The sequence below is a fragment of the Curtobacterium sp. PhB172 genome (assembly GCF_003752545.1).
Classification (GTDB): domain Bacteria; phylum Actinomycetota; class Actinomycetes; order Actinomycetales; family Microbacteriaceae; genus Curtobacterium.
In genome coordinates this window covers 27721-53556 of record NZ_RKIF01000012.1, presented here as the reverse complement: position 1 = coordinate 53556, position 25836 = coordinate 27721, and the positions used below count along the sequence as shown (strand labels likewise).

Annotated in this window: 27 protein-coding genes; 20 read left to right on the top strand and 7 right to left on the bottom strand. The window is 66.4% G+C overall.

The window, feature by feature from the left end:
* Positions 1-23: 23 nt before the first annotated feature.
* From EDF42_RS17195 to EDF42_RS17185, 3 genes are all read left to right on the top strand, one after another.
* Positions 24-740: an alpha/beta fold hydrolase gene (locus tag EDF42_RS17195; protein ID WP_123341213.1), complete on the top strand. Its 717-nt coding sequence runs from the start codon at positions 24-26 to the stop codon at positions 738-740.
* Positions 741-783: 43 nt separating this feature from the next.
* Positions 784-1620 carry an alpha/beta fold hydrolase gene (locus EDF42_RS17190; RefSeq protein WP_123341214.1) on the top strand — a complete coding sequence of 279 codons (837 nt, stop codon included), beginning with the start codon at positions 784-786 and terminating at the stop codon, positions 1618-1620.
* A gap of 163 nt (positions 1621-1783) precedes the next feature.
* Positions 1784-2011, top strand: coding sequence for an SDR family oxidoreductase (locus tag EDF42_RS17185; protein ID WP_123341215.1), 228 nt, complete (start codon positions 1784-1786; stop codon positions 2009-2011).
* Between the two features lie 66 nt (positions 2012-2077).
* Here EDF42_RS17185 and EDF42_RS17180 read toward each other — a convergent pair whose 3' ends face one another.
* On the bottom strand, positions 2078-3256 hold the full coding sequence (locus EDF42_RS17180) for a GDSL-type esterase/lipase family protein (protein ID WP_185041034.1): 1179 nt from the start codon (positions 3254-3256) through the stop codon (positions 2078-2080).
* An 89-nt stretch (positions 3257-3345) separates the two neighbouring features.
* On the opposite strand from EDF42_RS17180, the gene EDF42_RS17175 reads away from it, so the two are divergent.
* Positions 3346-4833 (top strand): family 20 glycosylhydrolase, encoded by a 1488-nt coding sequence (locus EDF42_RS17175; RefSeq protein WP_148067853.1) that lies wholly within the window; start codon positions 3346-3348, stop codon positions 4831-4833.
* 74 nt (positions 4834-4907) lie between these two features.
* Here the strand turns inward: EDF42_RS17175 and EDF42_RS17170 are convergent, their stop codons facing one another.
* Positions 4908-5849, bottom strand: a complete 942-nt coding sequence (locus EDF42_RS17170) for a LysR family transcriptional regulator (RefSeq protein WP_123673640.1) — start codon at positions 5847-5849, stop codon at positions 4908-4910.
* A 119-nt stretch (positions 5850-5968) separates the two neighbouring features.
* On the opposite strand from EDF42_RS17170, the gene EDF42_RS17165 reads away from it, so the two are divergent.
* From EDF42_RS17165 to EDF42_RS17115, 9 genes are all read left to right on the top strand, one after another.
* Positions 5969-6928, top strand: coding sequence for a putative oxygenase MesX (locus tag EDF42_RS17165; RefSeq protein ID WP_123673638.1), 960 nt, complete (start codon positions 5969-5971; stop codon positions 6926-6928).
* Positions 6929-6960: 32 nt separating this feature from the next.
* Complete coding sequence (locus EDF42_RS17160) at positions 6961-8010, top strand: methionine synthase (RefSeq protein ID WP_123673636.1); 1050 nt, start codon at positions 6961-6963, stop codon at positions 8008-8010.
* 275 nt (positions 8011-8285) lie between these two features.
* Complete coding sequence (locus EDF42_RS17155) at positions 8286-8843, top strand: hypothetical protein (RefSeq protein ID WP_123673634.1); 558 nt, start codon at positions 8286-8288, stop codon at positions 8841-8843.
* Between the two features lie 27 nt (positions 8844-8870).
* Positions 8871-9416: a hypothetical protein gene (locus tag EDF42_RS17150; RefSeq protein ID WP_123673632.1), complete on the top strand. Its 546-nt coding sequence runs from the start codon at positions 8871-8873 to the stop codon at positions 9414-9416.
* Complete coding sequence (locus EDF42_RS17145) at positions 9416-9970, top strand: SdpA family antimicrobial peptide system protein (protein WP_148067851.1); 555 nt, start codon at positions 9416-9418, stop codon at positions 9968-9970. The genes EDF42_RS17150 and EDF42_RS17145 overlap by 1 nt, the downstream gene beginning before the upstream one ends.
* Positions 9961-10923, top strand: a complete 963-nt coding sequence (locus EDF42_RS17140; RefSeq protein ID WP_123673627.1) for a sporulation-delaying protein SdpB family protein — start codon at positions 9961-9963, stop codon at positions 10921-10923. The genes EDF42_RS17145 and EDF42_RS17140 overlap by 10 nt, the downstream gene beginning before the upstream one ends.
* Before the next feature lie 421 nt (positions 10924-11344).
* Entirely contained in the window at positions 11345-12337 is a 993-nt protein-coding gene (locus EDF42_RS17130) for a CPBP family intramembrane glutamic endopeptidase (RefSeq protein WP_123673623.1), read from the top strand.
* 125 nt (positions 12338-12462) lie between these two features.
* Positions 12463-12888: a hypothetical protein gene (locus EDF42_RS17125; protein WP_123673621.1), complete on the top strand. Its 426-nt coding sequence runs from the start codon at positions 12463-12465 to the stop codon at positions 12886-12888.
* Positions 12889-13707: 819 nt separating this feature from the next.
* The gene (locus tag EDF42_RS17115) at positions 13708-15495 is read left to right on the top strand and encodes an AIPR family protein (RefSeq protein ID WP_148067849.1); all 1788 of its coding nucleotides are present in this window, start codon (positions 13708-13710) and stop codon (positions 15493-15495) included.
* Positions 15496-15598: 103 nt separating this feature from the next.
* On the opposite strand, the gene nrdF is transcribed toward EDF42_RS17115, so the two are convergent.
* The 4 genes from nrdF to nrdH form a co-directional block, all read right to left on the bottom strand.
* Complete coding sequence (gene nrdF, locus EDF42_RS17110) at positions 15599-16600, bottom strand: class 1b ribonucleoside-diphosphate reductase subunit beta (protein ID WP_111086559.1); 1002 nt, start codon at positions 16598-16600, stop codon at positions 15599-15601.
* Between the two features lie 94 nt (positions 16601-16694).
* A complete protein-coding gene (gene nrdE / locus EDF42_RS17105) occupies positions 16695-18800 on the bottom strand; it encodes a class 1b ribonucleoside-diphosphate reductase subunit alpha (RefSeq protein ID WP_123673615.1) in 2106 nt (701 codons plus the stop codon).
* A 17-nt stretch (positions 18801-18817) separates the two neighbouring features.
* Positions 18818-19234 (bottom strand): class Ib ribonucleoside-diphosphate reductase assembly flavoprotein NrdI, encoded by a 417-nt coding sequence (gene nrdI, locus EDF42_RS17100; protein ID WP_071291227.1) that lies wholly within the window; start codon positions 19232-19234, stop codon positions 18818-18820.
* Positions 19235-19342: 108 nt separating this feature from the next.
* Positions 19343-19576, bottom strand: a complete 234-nt coding sequence (gene nrdH / locus EDF42_RS17095; RefSeq protein WP_017886897.1) for a glutaredoxin-like protein NrdH — start codon at positions 19574-19576, stop codon at positions 19343-19345.
* A 333-nt stretch (positions 19577-19909) separates the two neighbouring features.
* Between nrdH and EDF42_RS17090 the strand changes: the two genes are divergently transcribed.
* Both EDF42_RS17090 and EDF42_RS17085 read left to right on the top strand, forming a co-directional pair.
* The gene (locus EDF42_RS17090; protein ID WP_123673613.1) at positions 19910-21115 is read left to right on the top strand and encodes an MFS transporter; all 1206 of its coding nucleotides are present in this window, start codon (positions 19910-19912) and stop codon (positions 21113-21115) included.
* A 185-nt stretch (positions 21116-21300) separates the two neighbouring features.
* Positions 21301-22119 (top strand): aldo/keto reductase, encoded by an 819-nt coding sequence (locus EDF42_RS17085; protein ID WP_123673612.1) that lies wholly within the window; start codon positions 21301-21303, stop codon positions 22117-22119.
* A gap of 22 nt (positions 22120-22141) precedes the next feature.
* Here the strand turns inward: EDF42_RS17085 and EDF42_RS17080 are convergent, their stop codons facing one another.
* Positions 22142-22393, bottom strand: coding sequence for a hypothetical protein (locus EDF42_RS17080; protein WP_123294958.1), 252 nt, complete (start codon positions 22391-22393; stop codon positions 22142-22144).
* Between the two features lie 105 nt (positions 22394-22498).
* Here EDF42_RS17080 and EDF42_RS18710 point away from each other — a divergent pair, with 105 nt between their 5' ends.
* The 5 genes from EDF42_RS18710 to EDF42_RS17050 all read left to right on the top strand — a co-directional run bounded on the left by EDF42_RS18710 (position 22499) and on the right by EDF42_RS17050 (position 25822).
* On the top strand, positions 22499-23329 hold the full coding sequence (locus EDF42_RS18710) for a LysM peptidoglycan-binding domain-containing protein (RefSeq protein WP_148067847.1): 831 nt from the start codon (positions 22499-22501) through the stop codon (positions 23327-23329).
* Between the two features lie 70 nt (positions 23330-23399).
* Positions 23400-23921, top strand: a complete 522-nt coding sequence (locus tag EDF42_RS17065; protein WP_123294960.1) for a ribonuclease H — start codon at positions 23400-23402, stop codon at positions 23919-23921.
* A 209-nt stretch (positions 23922-24130) separates the two neighbouring features.
* On the top strand, positions 24131-25192 hold the full coding sequence (locus tag EDF42_RS17060) for an NAD-dependent epimerase/dehydratase family protein (RefSeq protein ID WP_123673606.1): 1062 nt from the start codon (positions 24131-24133) through the stop codon (positions 25190-25192).
* Between the two features lie 4 nt (positions 25193-25196).
* On the top strand, positions 25197-25418 hold the full coding sequence (locus EDF42_RS17055; RefSeq protein WP_148067845.1) for a type II toxin-antitoxin system VapB family antitoxin: 222 nt from the start codon (positions 25197-25199) through the stop codon (positions 25416-25418).
* Positions 25418-25822, top strand: a complete 405-nt coding sequence (locus EDF42_RS17050) for a PIN domain-containing protein (protein ID WP_123673604.1) — start codon at positions 25418-25420, stop codon at positions 25820-25822. The genes EDF42_RS17055 and EDF42_RS17050 overlap by 1 nt, the downstream gene beginning before the upstream one ends.
* Positions 25823-25836 lie beyond the last annotated feature (14 nt).

Genomic DNA, 25836 nt, shown 5'->3' with positions numbered 1-25836 from the left:
TGCGGACCGGGACGGACCGCACCGTGACCGAATCGCCCACCATCGTGCTCATCCACGGAGCCTTCGCCGACGCCGCCAGCTGGGCGCCCGTCACGAAGCTCCTCCTCGATCAGGGGCACGAGGTCCTCGTTCCGCCCGTGTTCAACCGCAGCCTGTCCGGCGACGCGGCCTACATCAAGTCGTTCGTCGAGCAGATCGACGGACCGGTCCTGCTCGCCGGGCACTCCTACGGCGGCGCGATCCTCACCGTCGCGGGTATCGCCGAGAACGTCGTCGGGCTCGTGTTCGTCGCCGCCTACGCGCTCGAGGAAGGCGAGAGCCTCGGCGCCCTCCAGGGCGGGTTCCCCGACAGCGACCTCGCGGCGAACCTCGTCTACGCGCCCTACCCCGTCGATGGCGCCGAGCCCGGCACCGACGTCTCGGTGGCCATCGACGCCTTCCCCGCGGTCTTCGCGGGCGGCCTCGACCTCGAGAAGGCCAAGGTCCTCGCAGTGTCGCAGCGCCCGCTGTCCGCGGTTGCGTTCGGCGAACCCGCATCCGTCGCGGCGTGGAAGACCAAGCCGTCCTGGGGCATCGTCTCCAGCGCCGACCACACCATCAACCCGGACGTCGAGCGTTTCGGCTACCAGCGCGCCGGGGTCCGCAAGGTGGTCGAGATCGACGGACCACACCTGGTGATGCAGACGCACCCCACCGAGGTCGCGGCCTTCATCACCGACGCCATCGCCGAACTCGGCTGACCACCGACCACCACAACCGAACACCAGCCACAGGAGACCGACCATGGGTTACGTGACCACCGACGACGGTGCAGAGATCTACTTCAAGGACTGGGGCAACGCCGATGCGCAGCCGATCGTGTTCCACCACGGCTGGCCGCTGTCCTCCGACGACTGGGACGCGCAGATGTTGTACTTCCTGGCCGAGGGCTTCCGTGTGATCGCGAGCGACAGACGGGGCCACGGGCGCTCCTCGCAGATCGGCACCGGCCACGACATGGACCACTACGCCAGTGACGTGTCCGCCGTCGTCGAGCACCTCGACCTGCACGACGCGATCCACATCGGACACTCCACCGGTGGTGGCCAGGTCGCCCGCTACGTCGCGAAGTACGGTCAGCCGCAGGGCCGGGTCGCCAAGGCCGTCCTCGTGTCCGCCGTGCCGCCCCTGATGGTGAAGACCGACGCGAACCCCGAGGGCACGGACATCTCGGTCTTCGACGGGTTCCGCCAGGCACTCGCCGCCAACCGCGCCGAGTTCTTCCAGGCCGTCGCCTCCGGCCCGTTCTACGGCTTCAACCGTGACGGCGTGACTCCGTCCGAGCCGGTCATCGCCAACTGGTGGCGTCAGGGCATGACGGGCAGTGCCGTCGCGCACTACGAGGGCATCAAAGCGTTCTCGGAGACGGACCAGACCGAGGACCTGCGCGCGATCACCGTGCCCGTCCTCGTCCTGCAGGGCGACGACGACCAGGTCGTGCCCTACGCGGACGCCTCGCTGAAGCAGGCCGAGCTCCTCAGCGACTCGACCTTGAAGGTCTACGAGGGCTACCCGCACGGCATGCTGACGACCCACGCGGACGTCATCAACCCCGACATCCTCGCGTTCATCCGCGGCTGACGTCGCTGACGCTGCGTTCGCAGCGACCCGGACTGGAGGCGCGGTGCGGGTGATTCGATCGACTCACCTGCACCGCGCCTCCAGTCCGATGCCCACCGTGCGTCAGCGGACCGGCCGGCGGTACGGAAGCTGATCGGGGTCGTGACGGCACTACTCCGGGCGCATCCGGATCAACACGGTCGTCCCCGGGCCCACCGAGACGCCCGGGCTGAAGGGTCTCGCTCCGGGCAACGGCGACGATCTGCTGGAACAGATGGCCAGCAGGATGCCCCTCGGTCGTCTCCTCCGACCCGACGAGGTCGCCGCCGCAGTCCTCTTCCTCGTGTCCGACCAGAGCTCCGGGATGACCGGAAGCGAGCTCCTGGTCGACGGCGGCAGCACCATCGCCTGAACCGGGACACGGGTCGGACAGGAGGCACGGTGCAAGATGGCGCCGCGCCTCCCGTCCGTCACTCCGTCAGTCACCCTCGTGCGCAGCCAGGGTGGCGAGGACGAGCTTCGTGATCCGACGCTGCCCTTCGTCGTTCGGGTGGATGCCGTCCGTCGAGTAGATCCCCGTCCCGGAAGTGTCGGCCTCGGGGAGAGTGTCGGCCATGCTGACGTACGCGGCTCCGCCCTTCGCTGCGGCACGCTTGATCTCGGCGAGGTAGCTCGACCACGGCTCCGCCATGCCGTCCGTCATGCTCGACGCCGGCGTGAACTCGCCGATCACGAGCAGCGAGGGCTTCGTGGGCAGCGCCGCAAGCGTCTCGAGGAACGCCACGTACTGGGCGCCGAGCTCGTCGGGTGTGAGGTTCGCCGCGTCGTTGCCACCCAGCGTGATGGTGATGAGGTCCGGAGCAGCACGACGCATCGCCGTCAGGAAGCCCTCTTGGTTCTTCGTGAACGTCGCGATCGTCGATCCCGAGTGCGCGGAGTCGTAGCGGTGGATGCCCGCGTCCCGGTCGCCGTCGTAGATCGTGAACCCCAGCAGTGAGAACGGCGCGACGGCGGTGACGGTCACCGTGTGCTCCCCGCTCGACAGTCCGTCCACCGTCGTGATCGTCCCGGTACTGGCAGTCCCGGTCGTGGCGACGGTCGTCGGTGCGGCTCCGTCGACGCTGTAGGTGAAGTCACCGGACCCGGGGTAGCGCGCCCACCAGATGTCGATCCCGGTGCCCGTGAAGCCGTAGCTCCGCGAGGCGCCCGCCTGCATGCCGACCGATCGGTAGCCGAGGTCGGGGGTGGTGATGTCGAACTGGCTCTCCCCCGTGCGCGCCGTCGCCCAGTCACCCCAGGTCGAATCCGGTGCGTACACGGCGAACTGGGCGGGGAGGTACCCGGCCCCTCCGGTGACCCCGTCCGTCGGGTGCTCCGTGCGCAGCTGGTCGAGCGTGAGGCCCATCCACCGGGTGGAGCGTGACGAGGCGCCCTGCCCCTCGGTGATCGAGTCCCCCAGGGCGACCCAGTTCGCGGGCGCCTCGGCCCGGTCGGCCACGGCGGCGTTCCAGGTCGCGAGCGGCTCGGCGACCTCCGGGGTCTTCGCCGCGGAGCACCCCGTCGCGACGATCGACACGAGTGCGACGACCAGGCCGGCGACGAGCCAGAGCGCCCCTCGACGCCGACCGCGATCGGTGGTGCGCTCGTGGCCGTTCACGTTGTCTCCCTTGGGTGAGATGTGGTCCGCGACCGGGCGCCGGGTCGGCGAATGCTAACCGCGCATCCTGGTGAACTACCGTCGTCTCCGTGCCCTCCTCCACCGGAACTGCGGACCCGACTGCCGGTCCAGCGACCGCGCGGCACTCCGTCAGACGGACCATCGCGGTCGGCGTGGCGATCGCCGTGTCGGCAGCAGCCCTGATCGGCATCGAGGCGGTCGCCGGATCAGCGGACACCGCAGCGTCGCCGGTGACGGTCACCAGGGTCACCGCGACCACCATCTCGAGCGGCACCGCCGTGCGCACCACGCTGCGGGTCGAGAACACCACCTCGGTGCGGAAGCCGGCGTCCTCCGCCTGGCTCTCCCTGTCCGCCGGCACCAAGAAGTACTCGGTCGGCTCGGTCGCTGTGCCGACTCTCGCTGCGGGCGCGAGCACGACGGTGCACGCCACCCAGAAGACGCCGCCCCGTGCACGAGCCGGGAAGTACTCGGTCCTCGCCTGCGTGGGTACGTACTCCGGGCAGCACTGCCGGACGTCCGCTTCGACCGTCACCGCCAAGCCGACGCCCCGCCCACGTCCCGAGACCGGCGTGATGCTCGACGTCGCTCGCGCTTACTACCCCGTGGCACTGATCCAGCGGTACATCGACCTGCTCGCCGGCAACGGCGGCCGCTTCCTGCACCTGCACCTCACCGATGACCAGAACGTCGGGATCGAGAGCAAGGTGCTCGGTCAGACCCTCGCGAACGCGGACCTCGACCACGGCGTCTACACGAGCCGCGTGACCGGCCGTCCGTTCCTCAGCGCCGCACAGGCACGCACGATCGCCGACTACGCGGCGAAGCGGCGCGTCGCGATCGTGCCCGAGATCGACACTCCCGGCCACATGGCTGCCGCCTTCGCCCTGCTCGAGGCGCAACACGGCACGAAGTGGGTCGACCGCATCCGTTCGGGCGAGAGCGAGCTCGACCCGTCGGCGCCCGGCAGTCTCGCGCTGGCGACGAAGCTGTACGCCGAGGTGCAGCGAACCTTCCCGTCCAGCCGCACCGTGCACATCGGTGGGGACGAATGGGGCGGCGACGTCACCGCCGCCCAACGCGTCGCGTGGATGAACGCGATGGCGGCCGCGCTCGGCAACCGCGAGGTGTGGGCCTGGAACGACGGGATCGATCGCGCCGCGGTCGGGCGGCTGGACCCGCGCATCCACGTCACGTACTGGAGCTTCGACGGTGACACCGAGGACGCAGCCGAGCGCCGCGAACGCCGAGCACGCCGGGCCAGTGCGGGCGACCTGCAGCAGGCCGGGATCGACCTGCTCAACTACAACTCGTACTACCTGTACGAGGTGCCGACCGACCTCGACCCGGCCGACAGCGAGTACACCGTCGCCGATCTCCGCGAGCACTGGTCGCTCCGGACGTGGGACGGCGATTCCGGAGCTCGTCTCGCTGCTCCGATGTCGGGCGCGGCCGTCGCGATCTGGGGCGAGGACCTCGAGAGTCCACCTGCTGACGCGCTCCTGCGGTGGAGCGCGCCGCACGTGACGGCGATGATCGAGACCGCAGCCTCCTGACGGACGCATGTCGTGCCTCCAGGCCGACCGCCGGAACAACCGGACCCGCCGGATCCACCGGATCCACCGCCTGCCTACCCGAGCGGCTCCACGCCGTAACTGATGACCACCGCGCGCAACTCGTCCAGGTAGGTCTGCGCCTGCACGGTGAGGGGAACCGAGGCGTGCGCGATCCAGCCGATCTCGATGCGTTCGTCGACGTCGAGGGGGATGGCCACGATCTCGGGGTCGAGGTCGTCGCTGATGAGCCCGGTGGAGATCGTGTACCCGCCGAGGCCGATCATGAGGTTGAAGATCGTCGCCCGGTCCGACACACGGATCTCCCGCTTGCTCGACATCGTCGACAGGATCTCCTCCGCAAGGTAGAAGGAGTTGTTCGCGCCCTGGTCGAACGTCAGCCGAGGCAGGTCGGCGAGGTCCTCGAGCGTCGCACGCTCCCGTGACGCGATCGGGTTCCGCCGGGCCACGAAGATGTGCGGCTCGGCGACGAACAGCGGCGTGAAGACGACCCCGGCGTCCCGCAGCAGCTTGCCGAGCACCTGCTTGTTGAAGTCGTTGCGGTAGAGGATGCCCACTTCGCTCCGCAGCGTGCGAACGTCCTCGATGATGTCCCAGGTGCGTGTCTCGCGCAGCGAGAACTCGTACTCGTCTGCAGCAGCGCCCTCGACCATGCGGACGAAGGCCTCCACGGCGAACGAGTAGTGCTGGGAGGACACCCCGAGCAGCCGACGCGACCGCTGCCGGCCGACGTACCGCTGCTCGAGCAGGGAGACTTGCTCGACGACCTGCCGGGCGTACCCGAGGAACTCGACGCCGTCGACGGTGAGCACGACTCCTCTGGCCGATCGGACGAACAGGGGACGCCCGATCCGGGTCTCGAGGTCCTTCATCGCCGCGGACATCGTCGGTTGCGACACGTAGAGCAGATCCGCCGCTGCGCTGATCGAACCCTCGGTCGCGACCTCGATGAAGTACCGGAGTTGCTGGAGGGTGATGTCGTTCGAGACTCGGGCCATAGGCGCAGGCTATACCGGTGCATAGCGTCTCGGTATTACCTGATGGCCTGTGGTTCCCGTCATGATCAAGGAACCCCTTCCCCAGTGCCCTCGGGCGCTCGACGAACAGATTGCCGACGATGGCGAACGACCTCACCTTCAGCATCACCCGGACCCGCTTCGACGAGGACTACTCCCCCGCCGACAGCTCACGGCTGACCACGAACTTCGCCAACCTGGCGCGCGGCGAGCACCGTCAGCAGAACCTCCGTGCTGCGCTGGCGATGATCGACGGGCGCGCGAACGACCTCTTGGTTGCCGGGGACCGCTACCGCCTGGAGCTCGACATCGTCTCGGCCTCGCTGCAGTTCTCCGACGATGGAGCGGACGCCGAGTTCCCGCTGCTCGAGATGCTCGACGTCACGATCGTCGACCAGCACACCGGCGAGCACCACCACGGCATCCTCGGCAACAACTTCTCGTCGTACCTGCGCGACTACGACTTCTCGGTGCTGCTGCCGTCGTCAGAGGGCCTGCCGTCCGACTTCGGTGTGCTCCACGGGGCGCTCTTCCAGCGGTTCCTTTCGTCGCCGGCATTCCGCGACGGGTTCGGTGCCGAGCCGGTCGTCTGCATCAGCGTCTCGACGAGCCAGACCTACCGCCAGACCGGGTACGACCACCCCGTCCTCGGCGCCGAGTACGAGCACGAGCACTCATCGCTCACCGACGACTACTTCGGTCGGATGGGCATGCGGGTCCGGTACTTCCAGCCCGCCGGAGCGTCGGCCCCGCTCGCGTTCTACACGCGCGGGGACCTGACCGGCGACTACACGGACCTGCAGCTCATCGGCACGATCGCCACCATGGAGACGTTCCAGAAGATCTACCGCCCGGAGATCTACGCCGCGAACACCCCGGCCGGCAGCACCTACCGCCCCACCCTCGACCACACCGACTTCACCCCCACCCCGGTCACCTACGACCGTGAGGAGCGCAGCCGCCTCGGGATCACCCAGGGTCGGTGGACCGAGGAGCACCTCGTGACGCCGCACCACGCGCTCCTCTCGCGCTTCGCTGCCGACGCCGCCGTTTCCCTCTGACCTCGTTCCCTCCTGACAGGACCCGCACCCGCATGACGTCCCTCCTCCCCACCTCGATCGTCGGCAGCCTGCCGAAGCCGTCCTGGCTCGCCGAGCCCGAAAAGCTCTGGTCCCCCTGGAACCTGCAGGGCGCAGCACTCACCGAGGGCAAGCAGGACGCACTCCGCTCCGCCGTGCACGAGCAGGAGCGCCGCGGCATCGACATCGTCAGCGACGGCGAGCAGACCCGCCAGCACTTCGTCACGACGTTCATCGAGCACCTGGATGGCGTCGACCTGGAGCGCAAGGAGACCGTCCGGATCCGTGACCGGTACGACGCGGCCGTCCCGACAGTGGTCGGTGCCGTGAGCCGCCGGGCGCCCGTGTTCGTGGACGACGCTCGCTTCCTGCGCGCCCAGACCGACCGGCCGATCAAGTGGGCGCTCCCCGGCCCGATGACGATGATCGACACCCTCTCCGACCAGCACTACAAGAGCCGCGAGAAGCTGGCGTGGGAGTTCGCGACGATCCTCAACCAGGAAGCGCGCGAGCTCGAAGCCGCCGGTGTCGACATCATCCAGTTCGACGAGCCCGCCTTCACCGTCTTCCACGACGAGGTGCAGGACTGGGGCGTGGCCGCACTCGAACGCGCGACCGAGGGCCTGCGCGCCGAGACCGCCGTGCACATCTGTTACGGCTACGGGATCGAGGCGAACAACAAGTGGAAGGAGACGCTCGGAGCGGAGTGGCGGCAGTACGAGCAGTCCTTCCCGCTGCTGCAGCAGTCGTCGATCGACATCGTCTCGCTGGAGTGCATCCACTCACACGTCCCGCTCGAGCTCGTCGAACTCATCCGTGGCAAGAAGGTCATGCTCGGCGCCATCGACGTCGCGACCGAGACCGTGGAGAACCCGGAAGAGGTCGCGGAGGTGCTGCGTCGGGCGCTCGAGTTCGTCGACGCGGACAAGCTCATCCCGAGTTCCAACTGCGGGATGGCTCCGCTGGCGCGTGGGGCCGCGCTGGACAAGCTCGGGGCGCTGTCCGCTGGGGCGGACATCGTGCGGGCTGAGCTCGTGGGCGCGGCGGTGCCGTCGGCGCGCTGACCACTGCGAGACACCGCGGCGGCTCTCTTCCGGAAGGAGGAGGGCCGCCGTTCGTGTTGCGTCCGCCGCGTACTCGGCTCTCGATCCGGCCTGGAGGCGCGGCTTCCGTCCGGCTGACAGGTCGCGTTGGTACTGGCGTCACGACCAGAACTCGAACAGCGTAAGTGGGTTCTGCAGGGGTCACACTTTCCACCGTTTGATATTTTGCGCTTCACACTTCACAGCGTGTACGTTGATACCCGAGCGCGGAGGGGCCGCGCGAGAAGGGGGCTTCGATGTCGAAGTTCATGATTACGGCTGCGGCCGTGATGGTCACCGTTTCCGCTGCAACCACAGTGCCGGCGCTGCCGGCCCACGCAACGTCACCGACAACGCAGCATCAGGTCGCTGCTGAGCGGGCTGCGCTCTCTGACCGCAACGTGATCGAGCTGTTCACCGGCCAGGGGCGGATCATCGCCGAGCACCCGGAGCTTGCAAAGTACGTACCAAGCGGCGAACAGAAGCTGACAGCTGCGCAGATCTCCGCCGTGACTACGGAGTACCAGAACGCCTACCCGCAGTTTCACGACAACATCACCGTCCCGCTGCAGAGCGGCGACCCGTATCGAGTGCTCGACGCGCTGCACGCATTCGAAAACGCAACCGAAAGCATCGCAACCTCGGACTCCGCCACCATTACCGGCGACGGCAAGTGCGCCCTGCTCATCGCCGTCGCGGTCGCTGCAACGCTGTGGTTGGGCGTCCTTGTCTGGGTTGCGGGCCGATCCGGCTCCGCCCTGACCGATGAACAGTTCGCGGCCGAGCTGGCAGCTGCTTTGCCGTCGAGCAACTGACAAGAACCTCGAGAGGAAAAACCTTCGATGTCGAAGATCATGATCGCGGCTGCGGCCGTGATGGTAGCCGTATCCGCTGCAATCACAGTGCCGGCGCTGCCGGCCCAGGCAGCAACACCGACGACGCATCACCTCGCCGCCGAGCGAGCCCCGCTCTCCGATCGGAACGTGATCGAGCTGTTCACCGGGCAGGGGCAGATCATCGCCGAGCACCCGGAGCTTGCAAAATACGTACCAAGCGGCGAACAGAAGCTGACAGCTGCGCAAATCTCCTCCTTAACCACGGAGTACCAGAACGCCTACCCGCAGTTCCACGACAACATCACCGTCCCACTACAGAGCGGCGACCCGTACCGAGTGCTCGACGCGCTGCACGCATTTGAAACCGCGACCAAGCTCATCGCCACCTCGGACTCTGCCACCGTCACCGGCGACGGCAAGTGCCTCGTCGTCGTCGCAGTCGGCGTCCTGGTCTGGGCGGCAGTTTCCGTGAAGGTAAAGTTGTGGCCGAAGTCAGGAAACCGCGATTCGAGTGCTGCCTTTGCCTCGGAGCTGACTCTCGCCCTGCGGTGATGGGTTCGGAACGAGCGGTCTGGCCGTTCGCCACGACGGTCGTGGTGCTGATGAGTTGGACGGCGCTCACCATCGTGCAGTCGTTGTCTCCACACGCGTTGTCGAGTCGTGAACCTGTCGCCGTGGCGGCCCGAGATGCTGTGCTGGCGATAGCGCCACAGCGCTGGGAGTTCTTCACTGCGTCGTCCAAGGGTCGGCAGTACGTCGCCTACCGCACGCAGACAAGCGAAGCGGCGCTTTCGCTGCCGCAAGGCAAAGCAGCGAACATGTTCGGCGTCTCGCGCGCGCAGCGTGCGCAGGGTCCTGAGCTAGCAGCGCTGCATCAGCAGGTGGCGAACTGGAAGAAGTGCGTAGACAAATCTGCGTCTCAGAAGTGCATCCGGCAGGCAGCCGAAGAGCGACCGCAGGCTCTGAGGAATGGGGCGAAGCGGAAGACTCTCTGCGGAGATCTCCTCCTCTCTCAGGAGAAGGCGACTCCGTTCGAGTTCCGTAGCTTCGATCTCCCGAATTTCCGGGTGCTGCAGGCTGCACGTGTGGAGGTGTCGTGCAACTGATCTTCGCTGAGGTGAGCGCTCCCCGGCTGCGGCGCACTCTCCGCGGGTTGGACCTTCAGACGCTCCGCTTCAGCGGCTTTCGCGGGACGCTCGTGCTGGCTCAACTCACGATCCTCGTGGCAACGCCGTACGACGCGTTGATGCAGACTCTGGTGGGAAGCGGAGCCGGACCGGTTTGTGATGGGCTTCGAAACGCTTCGACGTACTGCCTTGGGCGCTCCCTGCCCGATGGACTCGTCACGTCCGCCATGGTCATGATGCTCATCGGGGCTGCGGCCGGGATTGCACCAACCGTCATGTCGATCCTGCACGCGTGGGTTGCGTTCTCGATCGCTGCGTCGATCTCGCTCCCCGACGGCGGCGACCAAGCCGCTGCGGTCTGCACCCTGCTCCTCGTCGCCGTCAGTCTCGCCGACCAACGTCGCTGGCTGCTCGATCCGCCGCAGACCGTTGGGAACTGGCGCCGGCAAGTGGCGCTCGCAGGCCTCATGGTCATGCGGGTTCAGGTCGCTGCGATCTACTTCAACGCCGCGATAGCCAAGCTGTTCGCGCCCGAATGGGCCAACGGCACTGCCGAGTACTACGTTCTTCGGGACCCGTTCTTCGGGGCGAGCGGGTCCCTTGCTCCTGTGCTGCAAGCTGCAACGACTCTCCCCGCGGTGACGGTGGGCGCGACCTGGGGCGCGGTGATCGCCGAGATCGTGATCGGTGTACTGATCCTGTGTGGCGCGCGGAGTCGGTCGATCGCCTTGGTCCTGTGCGTGACGCTGCACGGAGCGATCATCATCACGATGGGGCTCTGGAGCTTCGGGCTGATCATGATTGCGATCGTCGGCATCGCAGCGATGCCGTATACGCCGCATGAGCAGACGCACCAGGTCTGGACCCGCCTCGGTAGAAGGCACCACGCCACCAGGAACAGCCCTAGCGTGAATGGCACTGGCGTCCGGTGAGCGCGCAGCACGTGCGTATCGCGTCTCTTGGCTCCCTCGCCGCGGCCGTTCCAGTCCTCATCGAGATAGCTCTCTCCAGCATGTGGTGGGATCGGCTGCCTGACCGGATCGCTACAACCTTCGGTCCAGACGGCAGCCCAGGCGGGTACGGAACCCCCTTGGGGACGGTGAGCCTTCTCGCTGCCGTGCAAACACCCTTTCTCATCGCGGCGGTCGGATCTGCCTTCGCTCGAGATCGGCGAAAAGGTCGGATCGCCTGCGCGGCGACCGCTGGATTCATCGCCACCGTGGCGATCAGCTGGCTGATCATCGCGGGAGTCGCGGCCTCGACCGTGGCACCAGCAGCGTGGTGGGCAATCCTGGCGGGCCCGGCGTGGGCAGTCGTTCCCTACTGGCTGCTACGACCCGACAAGGAGGCAACATGAGGCAGATCACGGCGCGAAAGGACGAAAGGGAGACCACAGCTGGGAGCTCGCGGGGCACACGATGGGGTGCGATCAGCGTGTTCGTGTCCCTGGCCTACGTTGCGCCGTGGGTGCTGCTCTGGCCAGCAATCCAGGCAAGCGCGGACCTCTCGGACCCCGTCGGGAGCCCCGGTGCGTACATCGGGACCGTGGCGATGATGTTCACACCGGGTCTCGCAGCACTGCTGGTCGCGGTCGCGCTCCAACGTCGCCGTGGGAAAGCGATCCTGGTTGAGCTTGGGCTGACGGGATTCTTCACGCGTCAAGCCTGGCGCTTCGCTCTCGTGGGCGTCACCGGAGCTTTTGTGCTGATCTCCGGCAGTTGGGGCCTCGGGATGCTGTTCGAGTGGGTGCAGCTCGACCCCGAACAATCTGTGGCGAAAGAACTCATCGTTCGAGTCACGGGCGAGCAACCGCCGATGCCGATGGCGCTCCTGGCGCTCCTTCAGCTGGTGAATCTCCCGATCGGGATTGCAATCACCGCGATCGCTGCGACCGGCGAAGAAGTCGGTTGGCGCGGCTGGCTCCTCCCGAAACTACTGCCGCTCGGTCCCGGATGGGCGCTGAGCGTCAGCGGCGCAATCTGGGGTCTCTGGCACGCTCCCGCGATCCTGATCGGCCTGAACTACGAGCAACGCAATCCCCTCGGGATCATCATGATGATGATCGGCTGTGTCGGCGCGGGCGTGCTGATCGGCTGGCTCCGGATTGCGAGCGGATCGCTTCTGCCCTGCGTGCTCGCCCATGCGGCACTCAACAGCTTCGCCTCGTACCAGTCCATTCTCTTCCCGCCTTTCGACGAACGCCTTGTCGGGCCGCTCGCCATCACCGGCTGGATCGTCATGGCGCTCTTGATCGTGGCGTGCGTGTTGCGGGCAACTCGACTTCGCCAGCGACGCGGGTCGCAACTGGGCAGCCCCGGGGTCCGCAACACCGAGCTGTCCCAGTAGCCGGCCGAGCGTCCAAGGGAACTGACCGGACCACCGCAGCCTAGGACCCCGAGGGTCGGGTCCTGACCGCCGGCCTGGAGGACGGCGTCTGCGAAGCGTCAGACTCGAGGGCGTTGACTACGGTCATGATCACCAAGGGCGTCATCCACCAGGTCGAGAGTGCGATTGTCCGGGATCGCAACGGCGTATCAGTCGGCAAGGTCGTGCAGGTGTTCCCCTCTGACGAGGACGGCAGTGCGGCCTACGTCTGTGTCGCAACCGGCCTGCTCGGGCGACACCAGGCGCTCGTCCCCGCCGACGACGCCACGTTCGACAGCACGGACGTGCACGTCGGGTACACGAAGGACGCAATCAACGACGCGCCGTCCCTCGGAGCCGGACGTACCCTGTCCCCCGCCGAGGCGAACGCCGTCCGCAAACACTTCGGGCTGTCCCCCATCGGCGCAGCGACCGGCGACATGGGCGACCCCCACGAGAACCTCGATCAGGCTGGGACAGGTCTTGCGGGCGCGGACGACACCGAAGGCGCAGGGACGACCCCGCCGGCCTGAACGCCATCGGAGTGAACGACGCCGAAACCGAGGCTTTCGCCCACACCAAGCCAGGCAGCGGCCAGTCCTCTGGCGGGTGCGTGCTCCCTCGTTGATGCGCGCTGCTCTGAGCGCGCCACACGCGGGTTTCTCTGAGAAGCATGCCCGTTTTCGTCCGACGTCGGCTCCCCTGCTCCTCAGTCTTGTCGGGCAGTGAGAGCCGACGACACGGCAGTCAGCGCGCCCCCAAGACTGGTCGTTCTGACGCCTGTGTCGTCGAATCCGCCGCGAAAGCGAGCGGCCAGCTGTTCACCGCCGCTGCGAGCGGGGCCGACGACACCGCCCCGGCCGCCGCTGCGAGTGCGGCGTCCGCCTGCGCGGCATGCTCGTCACTGCCAGCGCCGTGCACGTGCAGCTCACGAACGAGCGACGCGATCCCGCCCTCGTCGAGCTTCAGTTCCCCAGCCATGAGACCCCCAATCCCCGGGACACCGTGTTGCAGTCACAACCGTACGATCGTGGAAGCACTTGCGCGACATGCCTGAGAGCAGCAACAGCTCTCAGCGCATCGGAACGAGCCCGCCTGCACCGTCTTCCACGACGAGTTGCAGGACTGGGATCATGGCCGCGCTCGAGGGTGCATCAGAAGGCCTCCGCGGCGCGACCAGAAGCGAACCAGACGCGGCGGTCGCGTCATCGACCACTGTCGGCGAAGAGGCTACGGAAGAAGCCTGCGCGCAAGCAGGACCCCTTTCGTGAGCCTAAGTCAGCTAGTCCCGATTTCGTCAGTATGATGTCGTACAGCAGACCAGCGACGCCGCTGATCAAGGGGAGGAACACGTGCACACACTTACGGGGAAACGAGTCGCGAAGTTTGCAAGGGACTTCGGATTCGAAGGCAACGAAGCAGAACAATTCGAGCGCTACGTCGCCGCTAACTACCTCTTCCCATATGTACGGGACGATGTGGAGCAGATAGAGCGGTCCGTGCTTGGCGGAGGCAACGACGAGGGCATCGACATCGCCGCGATCATTGTCAACGGCCAGATCGTGTTCGAGCCCGGGGAGATCGACGAGCTGATTGCAGATCAGGTATCGAACTCTGCAAAAGCGATCTTTATTCAAGCTAAAACTAGCGAATCGTACGATTCAAAGTTGATTGCGAAGTTCCTCCACGGAGTCGAGGCCGTCACCAAATACGCAATCAAACCCAAGAGCCTAAAACTCCCCGCGCCATTGGTCGATCTCGCCAACCTGATCGACCACATTGCTGAAAGCGGCGACAAATTCCAGGACACTCGCATACCTTGCGAACTGTACTACGTAACGACAAGCTCAAACGAGGGCGAAAGCGCACGGAGGGAACTCCAGGTTTCTCAAGGGGTTGGCCGTATTCAAGAACTCGGAATCTACTCCGAGGACCTACAACTACGGACACATGGGCACGACGCACTCGCCGCTAAACTCAAAGAGCGGCACGGACCTCAAAACATCCGATTTGAGTTCGAAAAGCGGCAGACCATACCCGCTACCGACCGAGTGAGCGAAGCGTACATCGGACTGATTTCCGGCACGGAAGCGATGAAGCTGCTCACCGATGATTCCGGAGAAATGCGGCCCGGCATCTTCGATGACAACGTCCGCCTCGACCTCGGCGCACACAACCCGGTGAACACCCGCATCATCAGCACCCTACAGAGCGTTGACCGTGAGCATTTCCCGTTCTTGAACAACGGCCTTACGATCATCGCTACGGCCCTGCGGGGGTCGGGCGACAGGTTCTTCATCTCCGGCTACCAGATAGTCAACGGCGGACAGACGAGTCACCAATTGGTTCGCTGGGCAAATAGCGATACAGTCAAGTCGAACCCGATGCTCCTCGCCGAGCTCTGGATTCCGGTTAAAATTGTTAGCTCCAGTGACCCGGGGGTGCGGACGAGCGTCGCTATTGCGACGAACCTCCAAACACCTATCGGCGCTTCCGATATCCAGGCAAGTTCGCAGGTCGCCAAGAACGTTGAGGAATACTTTGGGCAATCTGGCATTGACGGATTGCGTTACTTGCGACAAAACCAAGGTGCCGCGCTCGATTTCCCGCGGACACGTGTCGTGACTACGCCGGAGCTGAATCGCGCCGTCGCCGCGACTCTCTTCGGGGAGTCATCCCGCGCTATCGGCTCACCAAAAGAACTGGAGGCCGAAGGTTCCTTCGTTTGGGGTGACTATCCCATCGAGGCGTTCTATTACGCCGCGTGGATCCTTTATCGCGTTGACCGCTTCTTCGCACGAACTCCAGAGGCGAATACTTTGAAAGCCGCCAAATACCACATAGCGATGATGGTGTCTTTGCTAGTTAATACCGAGCTAACTCCGATTTTCGAGGCCTCCGACCTCGAGGAGTCGAGCAGGCGACTGAAAGCCCCAAAAAGGCTGAACTTCAAAGTCTCAGCCCCAGCGTCCGCAGACAAGATCGAAGCAGCGATCGTTACCGCTGTAGAGCTCGCGAGTGGACAATTCCGATCTGTTCTGAGCGAGGGCAGGAGCCTTCGAAAGGACGATGTACGCAGTCGTCGGAATCAGGAAGTCTTGCTACAGAAAGCAAGAACGAAGGCTGCAGCCAAATCCTAAAGGCCGACCGCAGCTAAGACACCGTTCGTGGACGTGCGCGCCGCAATACAGGGACGCCCCGCCGGCCGAAGCCAGCGGGGCGTCCCCACGAGTCAGACCAGGATCAGAAGTCCCAGTCCTCGTCCTCGGTCTTCTCCGCCTTGCCGATGACGTACGACGACCCCGACCCCGAGAAGAAGTCGTGGTTCTCGTCCGCGTTCGGCGACAGCGCCGACAGGATCGCCGGGTTCACGTCCGTCGTCTCCTTGGGGAACATCGGCTCGTAGCCCAGGTTCATCAACGCCTTGTTCGCGTTGTAGTGCAGGAACTTCTTGACGTCCTCGGTCAGCCCGACCTGGTCGTAGAGGTCCTGCGTGTACTGCACCTCGTTCTCGTAGAGCTCGAACAGCAGGTTGAACGTGTAGTCCTTGATCTCCTGCTTGCGCTCTTCGGAAGCGCCTTCGAGGCCCTTCTGGAACTTGTACCCGATGTAGTACCCGTGGACGGCTTCGTCGCGGATGATCAGGCGGATCAGGTCAGCGGTGTTGGTGAGCTTGGCGCGGGACGACCAGTACATCGGCAGGTAGAAGCCGGAGTAGAACAGGAACGACTCGAGCAGCGTCGAGGCGACCTTGCGCTTCAGGGGGTCGTCACCGGTGTAGTAGTCGAGGACGATCTGGGCCTTCTTCTGCAGGTTCACGTTCTCGGTGGACCAGCGGAAGGCGTCGTCGATCTCGGGCGTCGAGGCCAGCGTCGAGAAGATCGATGAGTAGCTCTTCGCGTGCACCGACTCCATGAACGCGATGTTCGTGTAGACGGCTTCTTCGTGCGGGGTGATCGCGTCGGGGATCAGGCTGATCGCGCCGACGGTGCCCTGGATGGTGTCGAGCAGCGTCAGGCCGGTGAAGACCCGCATGGTGAGCTGCTGCTCCGCCGGCGTCAGCGTGTTCCACGACTGCACGTCGTTCGACAGCGGCACCTTCTCGGGGAGCCAGAAGTTGTTGACCAGCCGGTTCCAGACCTCGACGTCCTTGTCGTCCTGGATGCGGTTCCAGTTGATGGCACTGACCGAGCTGATCAGCGGGATGGACTTGCCCGTGGCGTGGACCGGGTCGGTGAGGGTCATGGGATTGTCTTCCGGATTCGAGATGGTGATCTGATGACGGACTGGAGGCGCGGGGCGGGGCCCGCCCCGCGCCTCCAGGAAGAGAGCAGCAGCTCTACAGCATGCAGCTGACGCAGCCCTCGACCTCGGTGCCCTCGAGGGCGAGCTGGCGCAGACGGATGTAGTAGATCGTCTTGATGCCCTTGCGCCATGCGTAGATCTGGGCCTTGTTGATGTCACGCGTGGTAGCGGTGTCCTTGAAGAACAGCGTCAGGGACAGGCCCTGGTCCACGTGCTGCGTCGCCGCGGCGTACGTGTCGATGATCTTCTCGGCACCGATCTCGTACGCGTCCTGGTAGTAGTCCAGGTTGTCGTTCGTCATGAACGGCGCCGGGTAGTAAACGCGGCCGAGCTTGCCTTCCTTGCGGATCTCGATCTTCGACGCGATCGGGTGGATCGACGACGTCGAGTGGTTGATGTACGAGATCGAACCGGTCGGCGGGACGGCCTGCAGGTTCTGGTTGTAGATGCCGTGCTCCTGGACGGACGCCTTCAGCGCCTTCCAGTCCTCCTGCGTCGGGATCGTGATGTTCGCGTTGTCGAACAGCGAGGCGACGCGAGCGGTCGCGGGGGTCCACGCCTGGTCGGTGTACTTGTCGAAGAACTCACCCGACGCGTACTTCGAGTCACGGAACCCGTCGAAGGTCTCGCCGGTCTCGATGGCGATGTTGTTCGAGGCGCGCAGGGCGTGGAACAGCACCGTGTAGAAGTAGATGTTCGTGAAGTCGATGCCCTCTTCGGAGCCGTAGTAGACGCGCTCACGAGCCAGGTAACCGTGCAGGTTCATCTGGCCGAGACCGATGGCGTGCGACTTGTCGTTGCCGTCCTCGACGGAACGCACCGAGGCGATGTGCGACATCTGCGACACGGACGTCAGGCCACGGATCGCGGTCTCGATGGTCTTGCCGAAGTCCGGCGAGTCCATCGTCAGCGCGATGTTCAGCGACCCGAGGTTGCAGGAGATGTCCTTGCCGATCTCCTTGTAGGACAGGTCCTCGTTGAAGGTCGTCGGGGTGTTGACCTGCAGGATCTCCGAGCACAGGTTGGACATGTTGATCCGACCCTTGATCGGGTTGGCCTTGTTCACCGTGTCCTCGAACACGATGTACGGGTAGCCGGACTCGAACTGGATCTCGGCGATGGTCGTGAAGAAGTCACGCGCCTTGATCTTCGTCTTCTTGATCCGCGAGTCGTCGACCATCGCACGGTAGTTCTCCGAGATCGGGACGTCACCGAAGGGGACGCCGTAGACCTTCTCGACGTCGTACGGCGAGAACAGGTACATGTCCTCGTTGTTCTTCGCCAGCTCGAACGTGATGTCCGGCACGACGACGCCGAGGGACAGCGTCTTGATGCGGATCTTCTCGTCGGCGTTCTCGCGCTTGGTGTCGAGGAACTTCATGATGTCCGGGTGGTGGGCGCTGAGGTAGACCGCGCCGGCGCCCTGACGCGCACCGAGCTGGTTCGCGTAGGAGAAGGAGTCTTCCAGCAGCTTCATCACGGGGATGATGCCCGAGGACTGGTTCTCGATCTGCTTGATCGGGGCGCCGGCCTCACGGATGTTGGAGAGCAGCAGGGCCACGCCGCCGCCGCGCTTCGAGAGCTGCAGCGACGAGTTGATCCCGCGCGAGATCGACTCCATGTTGTCTTCGATGCGGAGCAGGAAGCAGGAGACGAGTTCGCCGCGCTGGGCCTTCGCCGTGTTGAGGAACGTCGGGGTGGCGGGCTGGAAGCGGCCGGCGACGATCTCCTCGACGAGGTCGATCGCGAGCTGCTCGTTGCCCTGTGCCAGGCCGAGAGCGGTCATGACGACGCGGTCCTCGAAGCGCTCGAGGTAGCGCTTGCCGTCGAACGTCTTGAGCGTGTAGCTCGTGTAGTACTTGAACGCACCGAGGAACGTCTGGAACCGGAACTTCTTCGAGTACGCCAGGTCGTTGAGTCGCTGGATGAAGTCCAGCGAGTACATGTCGATCGTCTCGCGCTCGTAGTACTCGTTCTCGACCAGGTAGTCGAGCCGCTCCTTCAGGTTGTGGAAGAAGACGGTGTTCTGGTTGACGTGCTGCAGGAAGAACTGCTTGGCGGCCTCACGATCCTTGTCGAACTGGATGTTCCCGTCCGCGTCGTAGAGGTTGAGCATCGCGTTGAGGGAGTGGTAGTCCATCCCCGTCTGCGGCGACGTCAGATCGACGTCTGCAACTGCTGCGTCCAAAATGCATCCAATCCTGAGTTGACCGCCGACACGTCGTCAGGGGTCCCGAAGAGTTCGAATCTGTAGAGAAGGGGGACGTTGCACTTCCGCGCGATGACGTCCCCTGCCAGGCCGTAGGCCTCGCCGAAGTTCGTGTTGCCGCCGACGACCACACCGCGGATGAGCGAGCGGTTGTGCGCGTCGTTGAGGAACTTGATGACCTGCTTGGGGACCGCACCCTCGCCGTTGCCGCCACCGTAGGTGGGCAGGAACAGGACGTAGGGCTCATCCACGTGGAGGAAGGGTTCGCTCGGGTAGAGCGGGATCCGGTCCGCGTCGCGGCCGAGCTTCTCGACGAAGCGCGCGGTGTACCCGGACACGCTCGAGAAGTAGACCAATCGGCTCATGGCGCGCTCCTCGGTGGAAGGTGCGGACAGACGGACCGGGGGGTCCTGTGGGCGGTGATCCGGGCCTCCTGAACGGAACCGGGTGACCGTCCACAGGACGGGAGGCGACTACGCCAGTTCGGCGCTGAGCGTCGCGATCTTGTCGGGGCGGAAGCCCGACCAGTGGTCGTCGTCCGTGACGACGACGGGGGCCTGCATGTAGCCCAGGCTCTTGACGTGCTCAAGGGCTGCCTCGTCGGTGGAGACGTCGTGCACTTCGTACTCGATGCCCTTGTTGTCGAGGGCCCGGTACGTCGCTGTGCACTGGACGCAGGACGGCTTGGTGTAGACGGTGACGGCCATGTTCTCCCCTGGTTTCTGGGCCTGATTCCAGGTCCGAAGTTCGTGTGCGGTGCTGAGGACGACGCTACTACATGTTGTGCCCGGCGGACCCGTCGACCACAAGAGAAAGTGTTACACGCCTGTAGTTTCCACAACCCGATCCACAGACTGTGGATTCCCGGAGGCCCGGTTTTCCGCCACTCTCGCACCCACCACCGACACTCTCCACAAGCTGTGGACGGAAGTTCTCGACACCTCCCGTCGGCGTGTCTGAGAACGGTGTCGACGAGGACCTCCTCCACACCTCCCCCGGACGGGTGACACCCCGATCCGTCCGGTCCGTACACTCGTCTCGTGAGCACGTACGGCCCCCTCCTGAAGACCCCCGGCGTGGGTCGTGTCATCGCTGCACAGCTCACCGCGCGCTTCCCGTTCGGGATGCTCTCGCTGGCCTACCTGCTGCACGTCGAGCACGTCTTCCACTCCTACGGCGCCGCCGGCCTCGTACTCGCGACGACGAGTGTCGGGCAGGCGCTGGCGGGCCCGCTCACGAGCCGCTGGATGGGCAGCTGGGGCATGCGCCCCGTCCTCATCCTGACGAGCATCGTCGCGCTCGTGAGCATGGGGGTCATCGGGTTCGTGCTCATGCCGCTCTGGGGCTACGTGGTGGTCGGGTTCCTCGGCGGTCTCGCGGTCCCGCCCGTGCAGCCGGCGGTGCGCACCATCTACCCCAAGATGGTGACCTCGTCGCAGCTCACGCCCTTGTTCTCACTCGATGCCAGCGCCCAGGAACTGATCTGGGTCGCCGGACCGGTCATCACCACCTTCGTCGCGACCCAGGTCGGCACGGTCGAGGCGATCGTCGTCGCCATGGTCTTCCTGGTGGTCGGCGGCATCTGGTTCATCGCCTCACCCGAGCTCGGTCGCGTCCGCATCCCCCGCTCGAAGCGCGCGTTCGGCGTCGTGCTGAAGCGGCCGTCGGTCGTCGTCGCCACCCTCACCGGTCTGCTGCTCATCGGGGCGTGCGCCGCGGTCGAGGCCAGCGTCACCAGCGTCTTCGGCGAGGGCAGCCCGAACGCCGGCATCGTCCTGGCCGTCTTCGCGGTCGGGTCCCTGTTCGGCGGCCTGGCCTTCGGCCACCGTCCGATCTCCCCCAACACCCTGTGGACGCGCATGGCGATCGTCTTCGTCGGTCTCGCGCTCGCCCTGGGCGGCACGAACTTCTGGTGGCTCTGCATCGCCCTCGTGATCGCGGGCATCGGCATCGCGCCGGCACTCGCGGTGATGTTCGGCTCGGTCTCGGCCACGGTCAAGTTCTCCGACACCGCCGAGGCCTACGGATGGATGGGCACCGGCCAGCTCATCGGCGCAGCGGGCGGTTCCGCGGTCGCCGGCTTCCTGATCGACAGCAGCGGCCCGGTGGGCGGCTTCACCGTCGGTGCGGTCATGGCCGGGGTGGGCGTCGTCGTCGCGCTCGGGGCCAAGCGCTGGCTGCCCGACCTGCGCGGCCGTGACGCCAGCCCCATCCCCGACACGGAGCCGGTGGTCCTGCCGACCTGAGCGCGCTTTTGGCGTACCTGGTCGGATCGGGCGTACCTGGTCGAATGTTCTGACCAGGTACGCCCGTTTGCGTTTGCGATCGCGGCCGGCAGGGGAAGGAACGTGCCTCCCACGAGCGGGTCGCGTTCTCCACAGATGGCCGGGAGGCCCGGCGCGCGCCCGCCACGCACCGGCAGGATGGGTGCATGGTCAGTTCACTTCCCCTGCGTGACGGCGCCGCGATCCCCGCGATCGGGTTCGGCGTCTACAAGGTCGACGACACCGAGGCCGAGACGGCGGTCGGTCTCGCGCTCGACGCCGGCTACCGGCACGTCGACACGGCTGAGATGTACGGCAACGAGACCGGCGTCGGCAAGGCGGTCCGGGCCTCCGGGATCGACCGTGACGACGTCTTCGTGACGACCAAGGTCTGGAACGACCACCAGGGGCGCGACGCGACCTTGCGTGCCTTCGACGGCAGCCTCGAGCGGCTGGGGCTCGACGCGGTCGACCTGTACCTGATCCACTGGCCGGCCGCGGCGAACGACCGCTACGTCGACACCTGGCGCGCGCTCGTCGAACTGCGCGACTCCGGCCGGGCACGGAGCATCGGGGTCTCGAACTTCCAGGTGCCGCACCTGCAGCGACTCATCGACGAGACGGGCGAGGTCCCGGCGCTCAACCAGGTCGAGCGGCACCCGTGGCTCCCCCAGCGGGAACTCATCGCCTTCCACCAGCAGCACGACATCGTCACCGGAGCGTGGTCGCCGCTCGGTCGCGGTCGGCTGATCGACGAACCGATCCTCACCGGCATCGCGGACGCACACGGGGTGAGGGTCGCGCAGGTCCTCGTCCGGTGGAACGTGCAGCAGGGGGTCGTGGTGCTGCCGAAGTCGGTGACGCCGTCGCGGATCCGGTCGAACCTCGACGTCGACGGCTTCGTGCTCAGCGACGACGAGCTCGCGGCGATCGCCACGCTCGAGTCCGGGCAGCGGACGGGCTCGCACCCCGACTCGGTGTCCTGACCGCGGCCGGCCGCGGACGCGTTCAGCCCCGGCGGTCCTCCTCCGACTGCCACGGCAGGTGCAGGTCACCCGGCGCAGGCTCCACGTCGCCGGCGTCGTCCGCGCCTCCGGTTCCCGGTGCAGCGGTGATCTTGGACGTGTCGATGCCGTCCGCCTCCAGTTCGGCGTCGCTGCGCTGGTCGGTCTGCGACGCCTCGGTCTCCCGCTCGCTCGACGGGCTGTACGCAGTGTCGGTCGAGTCGGGATCCGGCGTCTCCGGGATGCTGTCGCTCATGACCCTGACGGTAGTCCGTGTGCCCCGAGTACCAGTTCGGTCACGGCGGTCGATCGGGCCGGACCCCGGCGGTACGCTCCCTGCCGTGGGGGAACGATGACACGGATGTGGACCGCGGCGAGCGCGGTCATCGGTACGGCGATGGTGGGGCTGCTGCTGACGGGCTGCACGGCGTTCGGCGGGGACGGCACTCTGCCGAAGCCGACCCGACAGGCCACCGAGCGCACTGCGGAGCCGATCCCCGATCCCACGCTCACGACCGAGCAGGTCGACGGGGACACGGACGAGGTCGAGCAGGCCCTGCCCACGGGCACGGTCGCGGCGGAGACCGACGTCACGTCCCCGAGCGGTGACACGAGCATCCACGTACGCATCGTGGCGAACGACACGGGTACGTTCACCGCGCAGCTGTCCGGCTACCGCACGACCACCCCGCAGCAGATGAGCCTGCAGTTCCGGCACCGGACCGCCAGCCCGCTCGACGGCGGTGACGCATCGGCGCGGGACACGACCGAGTGGACCGCCGTCTCCGGGCCGCCGAAGACGGTGGTCATGCACGACGCCGGGGCTCGGCCGGACTACTTGCAGAGTGTCGTCCTCGTCCCTGCCTCGGTGCCGGACGAAGACCCGTCGAAGCGTCCGTGGGTCGGATCGGTGCTGGCCGCCGGCGCCCTGGACTGGAAGATCCCGAACCCCTACCCGGACCTGCGCATCACCGTCGGCAAGGACCGGCCGGGGGCGTACGGCATCGTCACGGACGCCGACGGACGACCGGCTGACTACCTGGTGGCGCACGGCGACGAGCTGACCACGGTCGCGCAGCGGTTCGGCATCACGCCGGCCGAGGTGCAGTGGCTCAACCCGTACACGGAGACCCGCGCCGACGACTGGTTGCTCGAGGGCAGCACGCTGAACCTCGACCCTGCGCGCCGCTGACCTCGGCGCGGACGGCACTCGACCGTCCGTTACGCTCGACGGGCACCAGCCCCGACCAGGAGGTCCCCTCGTGACGATCGTCGCCGCAGCAGACGGCTCAGCCCTCGGCAACCCCGGCCCCGCTGGCTGGGCCTGGTACGTCGACGACGACCGCTGGGCCGCCGGTGGCTGGCCCCGGGCGACGAACAACATCGGCGAGCTCACGGCCGTCCTGCAGTTGCTCCGCGCGACGAAGGACTCCGGCGAGCCGCTGCACATCCTGTGCGACAGCCAGTACGCCATCAAGGCCTGCACCGAGTGGCTCGCCGGGTGGAAGCGGAAGAACTGGCGCAAGGCCGACGGCAAGCCGGTCATGAACGTCGAGATCATCAAGGAGCTCGACGCCGAACTGCAGGGCCGCAAGGTCACGTTCGAGTGGGTCCGCGGGCACGTCGGCCACGAGATGAACGAGGCCGCTGACGTCCGCGCCCGTGGTGCGGCCACCGCTTACCAGAACCACACCGACGTGCCGCACGGTCCGGGCTGGCCCGGCGTCGAGGTCACCGAGCCGTCCGCACTGCCCGAGGCGACCCCGCCGGCCACGCTCTTCTGACGCGGCCACGCCTGGCCGGTGGCCGAGTCTCGGCCTGAGCGACTGATCTCGCGGCCGCTCGACCGAGAACCGTCGCTCACCACGAGTCTCGCGGCAGCGCGCACGAGTCTCGGGCCAGCGCGTCCGACGAGCGCGGTCAGCCTGGGTCTGGGAGACCCAGGAACACCGAGGCTCTGGTCCGCATCCGACCCCGGGACGATGCTGGGTGCATGGAGAACACCGAACACGTCCTGGTCACCGGCGGCTCCGGCTTCATCGCCGGCCACCTGATCCTGCAGTTGCTCGACGCCGGGCACCGCGTCCGCACCACGATCCGGTCCCTCGACCGTGCACCCGAGGTCCGTGCGGTCCTCGCCGAGGCCGGCCTGACCGCCGACGACCGGCTGGAGTTCGTCGCCGCCGACCTGACGTCCGATGACGGATGGGCCCAGGCGGTCGCGGACATCGAGGTCGTGCACCACGTCGCCTCGCCGGTGATGCCGGGCCACGTCGAGGACGAGGACACCGTGATCCGTCCGGCGGTGGAGGGGACGCTGCGAGTGCTGCGCGCCGCACACGCGGCCGGAGTCGATCGCGTGGTGCTGACCTCGGCCTTCCACGCGGTCAGCTGGGGCCACCCGCACTCCGACCACGTGTTCACCGAGGCCGACTGGACGGTGCTCGACGGGCCCGGGGTCGACGCCTACGGCACGAGCAAGACCCGTGCCGAACGCGCCGCGTGGGACTTCGTCGCGTCCGAGCCCGGTGCGCCGGAGCTCGTCACGACGATGCCGGTCGCGGTGATGGGTCCGGCGATGGGGCACGCGGTGTCCGGTGCGAACCACATCCTGCAGTCCATGCTCTCCGGAGCGATGCCCGCGACCCCGCGACTGTTCATCCCCATCGTCGACGTGCGTGACGTCGCTGCTGCCCACGCCACCGCGACGACCGCCCCGGATGCAGCGGGCAAACGGTTCCTGCTGTCGAACGGTCCGGCGCTCGAGATGGCCGAGATCGCCGCCACCCTGCGCGAGCACCTCGGTGACGACGCCCAGGCGGTCCCGACGCAGACGCTGCCCGACGACGTCGTGCGGACCGCGGCCGAGACGCAGCCGCAGTTCCGCGCGATGGTGCCCGACCTCGGCTACGCCAAGCGCACCTCGAACGAGCGCGCCCGCACCGTGCTCGGCTGGACACCTCGTGATCCGCACGAGGCGATCGTGGCGGCGGCCCGGAGCCTGGTGGCGAAGGGCCTCGTCGGCCGCTCGGGACCGGCCGGCCAGCGTATATAGTGGCTTGTATAAACTGGAGGTGCTCATGGCGGTGACGACGATCGACCTCGATCAGCGCGTTCTCGAGGACGCGAAGCAGCTCACCGGAGCACGCTCGAACAGAGAAGTCGTTCAGCGCGCGCTCGAGACGCTCATCGCCGTGCGACGACAGCCGGCGGCGGTCGAGCGGATCATCGCCCGGGACTTCGCCGCAGACCCGACGGCCGCGGACGAACTGCACCCCTGATGGCGACGTACATCGTCGACAACTCGGTCTGGTGGAAAGCGCATCGTTCCCCGGCGATCGCTCGGCGCCTGCGGGAGATCGCGACTCAGGACCTCATCCTGACATGCCCTCCGCAGGTGCTCGAGTACTGCCACTCGGCGCGGTCCAGCTCCGACCACGACGGCCATTGCGACGACATGGCGGCCTTCCTCGAAGCGTCGAGCCACCCCGATGTGACGGCGGTGACGAGTATCCAGAACGCACTGTGGCGCAACGGACACGTTCGCGGAGCCGGGCCGGTCGACGTCCACATTGCCGCGTACGCCGTCTGCAACGGAGCGACGGTTCTGAGCTCGGACCGTGACTACGAACACATCGCATCGGCCGTCGCTGAGTTCCGGCACGAATACCTACCGGAGCACTGAACGCACCGCTGACC

Coding starts and splice junctions, on each gene's coding strand:
- EDF42_RS17165 (WP_123673638.1), top strand. CDS start 5,969: ATGGCGAACGACCTCACCTTCAGCATCACCCGGACCCGCTTCGACGAG.
- EDF42_RS17170 (WP_123673640.1), bottom strand. CDS start 5,849: ATGGCCCGAGTCTCGAACGACATCACCCTCCAGCAACTCCGGTACTTC.
- EDF42_RS17125 (WP_123673621.1), top strand. CDS start 12,463: ATGATCACCAAGGGCGTCATCCACCAGGTCGAGAGTGCGATTGTCCGG.
- EDF42_RS18710 (WP_148067847.1), top strand. CDS start 22,499: ATGTGGACCGCGGCGAGCGCGGTCATCGGTACGGCGATGGTGGGGCTG.
- EDF42_RS17190 (WP_123341214.1), top strand. CDS start 784: ATGGGTTACGTGACCACCGACGACGGTGCAGAGATCTACTTCAAGGAC.
- EDF42_RS17160 (WP_123673636.1), top strand. CDS start 6,961: ATGACGTCCCTCCTCCCCACCTCGATCGTCGGCAGCCTGCCGAAGCCG.
- EDF42_RS17080 (WP_123294958.1), bottom strand. CDS start 22,393: ATGAGCGACAGCATCCCGGAGACGCCGGATCCCGACTCGACCGACACT.
- EDF42_RS17150 (WP_123673632.1), top strand. CDS start 8,871: ATGTCGAAGATCATGATCGCGGCTGCGGCCGTGATGGTAGCCGTATCC.
- EDF42_RS17145 (WP_148067851.1), top strand. CDS start 9,416: ATGGGTTCGGAACGAGCGGTCTGGCCGTTCGCCACGACGGTCGTGGTG.
- EDF42_RS17060 (WP_123673606.1), top strand. CDS start 24,131: ATGGAGAACACCGAACACGTCCTGGTCACCGGCGGCTCCGGCTTCATC.
- nrdH (WP_017886897.1), bottom strand. CDS start 19,576: ATGGCCGTCACCGTCTACACCAAGCCGTCCTGCGTCCAGTGCACAGCG.
- EDF42_RS17155 (WP_123673634.1), top strand. CDS start 8,286: ATGTCGAAGTTCATGATTACGGCTGCGGCCGTGATGGTCACCGTTTCC.
- nrdI (WP_071291227.1), bottom strand. CDS start 19,234: ATGAGCCGATTGGTCTACTTCTCGAGCGTGTCCGGGTACACCGCGCGC.
- EDF42_RS17050 (WP_123673604.1), top strand. CDS start 25,418: ATGGCGACGTACATCGTCGACAACTCGGTCTGGTGGAAAGCGCATCGT.
- nrdF (WP_111086559.1), bottom strand. CDS start 16,600: ATGACCCTCACCGACCCGGTCCACGCCACGGGCAAGTCCATCCCGCTG.
- nrdE (WP_123673615.1), bottom strand. CDS start 18,800: ATGGACTACCACTCCCTCAACGCGATGCTCAACCTCTACGACGCGGAC.
- EDF42_RS17085 (WP_123673612.1), top strand. CDS start 21,301: ATGGTCAGTTCACTTCCCCTGCGTGACGGCGCCGCGATCCCCGCGATC.
- EDF42_RS17130 (WP_123673623.1), top strand. CDS start 11,345: ATGAGGCAGATCACGGCGCGAAAGGACGAAAGGGAGACCACAGCTGGG.